Below are 6,045 nucleotides of genomic sequence, written 5' to 3'. Positions count from 1 at the left end.
AGGAGAATTTGGAGCCTATAGAGGAGATTGGTGTTGAGTTTGTATTGCGTCCCTGAAAGCACCAAGCCCTTGAGTTGTGGCAAGTCTTGACTGGAGAGATCAAGAGCGAGAACACCTCCCAGTGAGAGTCCAACCAGAATAAAGGGTTCGCTTTCCTGCTGGAGGTACTCCATCAATCTTTCTTTGGACTCTTGGTAGCTTTCGCTTGGGTGGGAGAAAATAGCGAAAGATTCAGATTGCAAGGGGGAAAGTGCATCTTGGACCCCTTGCCAAGAGTGAGCATCCTGGCCTAGGCCATGTAAAAAAATAAGTTTCATTATGAGTCCTTTCTTTGAAGATTGAGTGCATATAGGCCACGCAGGGCATTGCAGGCATAGACTTGGTCAGCGACTTCTAAATCCTTCAGCGTTAACAGTTTTTCCTCTACTTGTCCAGTTTCTAAGAGATAGCGGCGGTAAATCCCGTCGAGGATAGGGAGGTGAGCTGGAGGGGTATAGAGATTGCCGTCAATCTCAAGGATGAGATTTCCGATGGTCGTCTCTAGCAAGGTCCCGTCTTCTAAATAGTAGATCTGCTCCTGTTCTGACTGGCTGAGATGGTCTCTCTGACTCGTTTTGAAATAGGTAAAAGGTCGGTCTAATGGAGCAGTTTGTTTTCTTAGTTGAGCTTGCAGATAGCTAGCTGGCAAGTCCTTCAGCTCGGCGATAGCCAGCTGGAAGGACCCGTTTTTTTGCAAGGCAATGCGGCAACGATAGTCAAGGCTAGGATCCAAATGGGCAAGCTCTTCTTGAAGTTTTTTCAGGAGTTTTGCTTCATCATAAGGATAGGCAAAGTAGCGACTGGCCTCTCTCAAACGGGTCAGGTGTTGCTCCAGGAAGGTCAACTCTCCTTGGTGGATACGACCAGTTGTCAAGAGGTCAAAACGAGGCTCTTGTCGGTAGAGGACAGCAGACTTTTGCTTGGTCTCCTGGTATTCACTTTCCCATTTGCTGTCCCAAGTGATGCCTCCACCTACGCCATAGATGGATTGATTACCCAGCATTTGAAGGGTTCGAATGGCCACATTAAAAATTCGTTTGCCTTTTGGAAGAAGAATACCAATCGTTCCACAGTAGACGCCACGAGGAGCAACCTCTGTCTGTTGAATAATTTCCATAGTGGAAATCTTCGGTGCCCCTGTGATGGAACCGCAAGGAAAGAGGGCCTGGAAGGTTTGGACTAGGTCGACTTCGGGACGTAAGCGACTTTCAATGGTTGAGGTCATCTGCCAAACAGTAGAGTATTGCTCAACCTGGCAGAGATGGGCCACCTGCTCACTTCCAATTTCCGAAATCCGGTTCATGTCATTGCGGAGGAGATCGACAATCATCATGTTTTCTGCTCGATTTTTGGGATCGGCTTCTAGCCAAGTGGCTTCCTTGAGGTCGGCTTGGTTGGTGAGACCACGACGAGTCGTCCCTTTCATAGGGCGGGTGATTAGTAGCCTGTCATCTTGTTCAAAAAAGAGCTCAGGACTAATAGAGAGGATGGACACATCATTGTGCTGGATGAAGGCATTGTAATGGGCCTTTTGCTCCACCACCAAGCGATTGTAGATGGCCAAAGGATCAGCCTCTAGCTCTTGAGAAAGCTGGACGGTGTAGTTGACCTGATAGGTATCCCCTTGACGGATGTGGTGCTGGATGGTCTCGATAGCTTTTCGATAAGCAGGCGCCTCTACCTCTTCCTGCCAATTGGCTGGAAGATCCAATGCCTCGTAGTCCTCTGGGAAAGGAAGGGTTTCTACTTTCTCGTGGATGGTGAAATAAAGGAGGTATTCTCCCATGAGAGGTGCTGGGTGGACGGCTAATTTTTTCTCAAAAGCAGGAGCGGCTTCATAGCTGACATAGCCTACGGCATAATAACCAGCCTCCTGATAGGCTTCTACCTCTCTCAGAAGAGTCTCTACTTGGTCGAGGTCTCTTGTTTTTAATTCCTTTAGTGGCTTGGTGAAAAGGTATCGCAATCCAAGCTCTTTAAAATCAATAATCGTTTGTTTATGCATGCTTTGAGTATATCAAAAATAGAGGAAAAAAGGTAGATAAGGAGGCAAGGATTCCTTGCTTGGTCCTCTCTTTCATGCTAAAATAACCATAGAATCTGCATTTGGCGAAGGAGTAGGATCATGAAAAAGAATTCCCTCTATAACACTTCCAGTATTAGTCTTTTTCAATACCTCTTTGCGATTGCAGTGATTTTGGTGCATAGTGGTCGCTTAACTTCCTATGAGCCAGTGCATTTTGGCCTCAAGAGTATCCTTGGACGGCTAGCGGTGCCATTTTTTATCGTCTGTGCCAGCTTTTTCCTCAAGCCATCACTAAGAGATGCAAGGAAAATGAAGGCCTATCTGGTCAAAATCGTAAAAACCTATTTATTTTGGAGTTGTGTCTATCTTCCCTATGCCTGGGTCTTTTTTTCTAGTCTCCATCTCCCTGTCTATCTCTTTCCAGCAGGCGTTCTGATTGCTCTTCTCTATCTGGGAATGTGCTACCAACTCTGGTATATCCCAGCCTTTTTGCTGGGCTTGTTTTTGGTCAATCAATTGGTCAAACGCCTAGGTATGGTTTGGACGGGGGTGATCACCTTTCTTCTATACTGCTGGGGTTTGATCGAGACCTATTCAGCTTATCTGGACACTACAAGTCTTCTCAAGGGTTACCAGCTCTACAGCAATTTATTTTTTACAGCGCGAAATGGTCTCTTTTACACGCCCATTTTTATCTATATGGGATACTATCTGTATGATCATTTTCATGCACAAACTTTTAGCATTCACCGTTGGCAAAAGCTAGCTCTTGCCTTTGGTTTGCTCTGCCTAGAAGGTATCATCATTTTCCAACATGAAGGAATCGATAAGAACTTTTTCTTTCTCCTTCCTGTTGTGACCGTTTATTTTGTCAATGCCTGCCTACGATCGTCTTTTTTGAAAAGCTATGATTTACAGTATTTAAAGCAGATGAGTATAGCCCTTTACTTTTCGCATCCGATCTTTATCGAGTTGGCGCGCTATGGCTTTAGAACTCTCCCACTCACTTATCCAGATAGGGGCAAGCTGATTTTTGTAACGGCTTTGTTTGGCAGTCATCTCTTTGGATTGGCCATGCTCTCTTATCACAATTGGCAAAAAGAAAAGAAAAACAGAAGTCTTGAAAAAGAAAGTCTCTAAAGAGACTTTCTTTTCTATTTTAAGGGAGAAGGATAGATCCACTAAGAGTTGCAATTCTTTTCAAGTTTGGTTATGATGTAAGGGATTACAAGTAAAGTCAAAAAGGAGAAGCGCATGAAGAAAAAATGGTGGCATGATGCTGTGATTTATCAAATCTATCCCAAGAGTTTTTTAGATAGCAATGGAGATGGAATCGGTGACCTCAAGGGGATCATCAGTAAACTGGATTATTTGGAGAAGTTAGGCATTACGGCTATTTGGCTGTCTCCTGTCTACCAAAGCCCTATGGATGATAATGGCTACGATATATCTGATTATGAGGCTATTGCTTCCATCTTTGGCACCATGGAAGATATGGAAACATTGATTGCGGAGGGGCAAAAGCGCGGTATTAAAACGATCATGGATTTGGTGGTCAACCATACATCTGATGAGCATGCTTGGTTTATCGAAGCCAAGGAAAATCCAAACAGTCCAGAGCGGGACTACTATATTTGGAGGGACCAACCCAATGATCTTGTCTCTACCTTCAGTGGTTCAGCTTGGGAATTTGATCCGGCTTCCCAGCAATATTATTTGCACTTCTTTAGTAAGAAGCAACCGGACCTGAATTGGGAAAATGAGACCCTTCGGCAGAAGATTTATGACATGATGAACTTTTGGATAGACAAGGGGATCGGTGGTTTTCGGATGGATGTCATCGACATGATTGGGAAAATTCCTGATCAGAAGATCGTAGCCAATGGTCCCATGCTCCACCCTTATCTGAAAGAAATGAATCGAGCGACATTCGGGGATAAGGATTTGTTAACGGTCGGGGAGACCTGGGGAGCGACACCTGAGATTGCCAAGCAATACTCTGGTCCTGATAATGAAGAATTGTCAATGGTCTTTCAATTTGAACACATCGGGCTTCTCTTCCAAGAGGGGCAACCCAAATGGCACTATGCGAAGAAGCTCAATGTTCCTAAGTTGAAAGAAATCTTTAACAAGTGGCAGACGGAGCTGGGCATGGACGAAGGCTGGAACTCTCTCTTTTGGAACAACCATGACCTCCCTCGGATTGTTTTTGCCTGGGGAGATGACCAAGTCTATCGGGTGAAGTCCGCTAAGGCCCTAGCCATTCTTCTTCATTTGATGAGAGGGACACCTTATATCTACCAGGGGGAAGAAATTGGAATGACCAACTATCCTTTTAAGAGCCTAGACGAAATCGAAGATATTGAGTCTATTAACTACGCCAAGGAAAGCCTCGAAAAGGGAGTGGAGCTAGATACCATTATGGACCAGATCCGACATATTGGCCGGGACAATGCTCGGACTCCGATGCAGTGGTCCAAGCAGCCACAGGCTGGTTTTACAACCGGTCAACCTTGGCTAGCTGTTAATCCAAACTATCAGGAAATCAATGTGGAAGCGGCTTTGGCTGATCCTTCATCCATTTTCTATATCTACCAACAATTGGTTGCCCTCCGTAAGGAGCAAGACTGGTTGATTTCTGCAGATTTTGAGCTAGTGGATACAACTGATCAAGTCTTTGCCTACAAACGAGTAGATGGGGAGCAACGCTACTTGATTGTGGTCAATTTGTCTAGTCAAGTCCAGAGCTTTGAACTGGAGGAAGACTATCAGGAGGTCCTCATTAGCAATACCAATGTAGAGCAGGTCAAACAGACAAAAGTATTGGAACCTTGGGATGCTTTTTGTGTGCAATTGACTAGAGCATAAGTTCCTACAAAAAAAGAAGCAGATAGCTTCTTTTTTTGTTCTAGCGGAGACGAGGACTGTCCAATGGGAGGGGCCTCGGTCTGTCTAGTAGAAACCTTATAGTTATTTTTTATAAGAACTATTAGTTCTGGTCAATGGCAAGCGACGAAAACCCTTGATCTATAAGGTTATAGCTTCTGGCTATATCGTAAACCATTGAAAAGCAATTATACAGAAGGGGCTTCTTCTGATAAGATAGACTCAACTTGAATTTTTGGAGGACAAAACATGTCAACTACAATTATCGGATTCCCTCGTTTGGGTGAATTCCGCGAACTAAAATTTACAACTGAGAAATATTTTAGAAACGAAATTACAGCTGAAGATTTGTTGGATGCTGCAAAAGAATTGCGTGCCAAACACTGGAACATTGTCAAAGAAAAAGGCATTACTGAAATCCCATCAAATGACTTTTCACATTATGACAACTTCCTAGATGCCGCTTTCCTCTTCAACGTGGTTCCTGCATCGGTTCAAAACTTGGACTTGTCTGACTTTGAACGCTACTTTGCTTTGGCGCGTGGTTACCAAGGTGAAAAAGGGGATGTGCGTGCTCTTCCAATGAAGAAATGGTTCAACACCAACTACCACTACATCGTTCCAAAATTTGAAAAAACAACAGAAGTCAAATTGGCTGGTCACAAGATTTTTGATGAGTACCAAGAAGCCAAAGAATTGGGTCTTGACACTCGTCCGGTTGTGGTTGGGCCATTCACTTTCCTTCAATTATCAGACTTCGAAGAAGGCGTGAAAGCTGAAGACTTCGTGGATAGCTTAGTAGCTGCTTACCAAGATGTTTTTGCTAAATTGGCAGAGCTTGGTGCAACTCGTATTCAATTGGACGAAGCTGCTCTTGTTAAAGATTTGTCAGCTGAAGAAAAAGCTCTCTTCTTGAACCTCTACAACAAACTCTTGGCTGACAAGAAAGGTCTTGAAGTCTTGATCCAAACTTACTTTGGTGATGTTCGTGATGTCTACAATGACCTTGTGAACTTGCCAGTAGATGCGATTGGTTTGGACTTTGTGGAAGGGAAGAAAACTCTTGAACTCGTTAAAGGTGGCTTCCCAGCTGA

Annotated in this window: 4 protein-coding genes and 1 pseudogene; 3 read left to right on the top strand and 2 right to left on the bottom strand. The window is 44.2% G+C overall.

The window, feature by feature from the left end:
- Both QZ158_RS07480 and pabB read right to left on the bottom strand, forming a co-directional pair.
- The coding region (locus tag QZ158_RS07480) for an alpha/beta hydrolase (RefSeq protein WP_293887255.1) at positions 1–317 on the bottom strand (317 nt) is incomplete at its 3' end.
- On the bottom strand, positions 317–2,044 hold the full coding sequence (pabB, locus tag QZ158_RS07475; RefSeq protein ID WP_293887253.1) for an aminodeoxychorismate synthase component I: 1,728 nt from the start codon (positions 2,042–2,044) through the stop codon (positions 317–319). The genes QZ158_RS07480 and pabB, both read right to left, overlap by 1 nt.
- Positions 2,045–2,164: 120 nt before the next feature.
- Between pabB and QZ158_RS07470 the strand changes: the two genes are divergently transcribed.
- The 3 genes and pseudogenes from QZ158_RS07470 to QZ158_RS07460 all read left to right on the top strand — a co-directional run.
- Complete coding sequence (locus QZ158_RS07470; protein WP_293887251.1) at positions 2,165–3,205, top strand: acyltransferase; 1,041 nt, start codon at positions 2,165–2,167, stop codon at positions 3,203–3,205.
- A gap of 114 nt (positions 3,206–3,319) precedes the next feature.
- Positions 3,320–4,933, top strand: a complete 1,614-nt coding sequence (locus tag QZ158_RS07465; RefSeq protein ID WP_293887249.1) for an alpha-glucosidase — start codon at positions 3,320–3,322, stop codon at positions 4,931–4,933.
- Between the two features lie 267 nt (positions 4,934–5,200).
- A pseudogene (locus QZ158_RS07460) lies at positions 5,201–6,045 on the top strand (5-methyltetrahydropteroyltriglutamate--homocysteine S-methyltransferase); the annotation flags it as partial.

Source organism: Streptococcus sp. A12 (assembly GCF_905372335.1).
Lineage (GTDB): Bacteria > Bacillota > Bacilli > Lactobacillales > Streptococcaceae > Streptococcus.
This window is presented reverse-complemented; position numbering and strand designations above follow the sequence as displayed.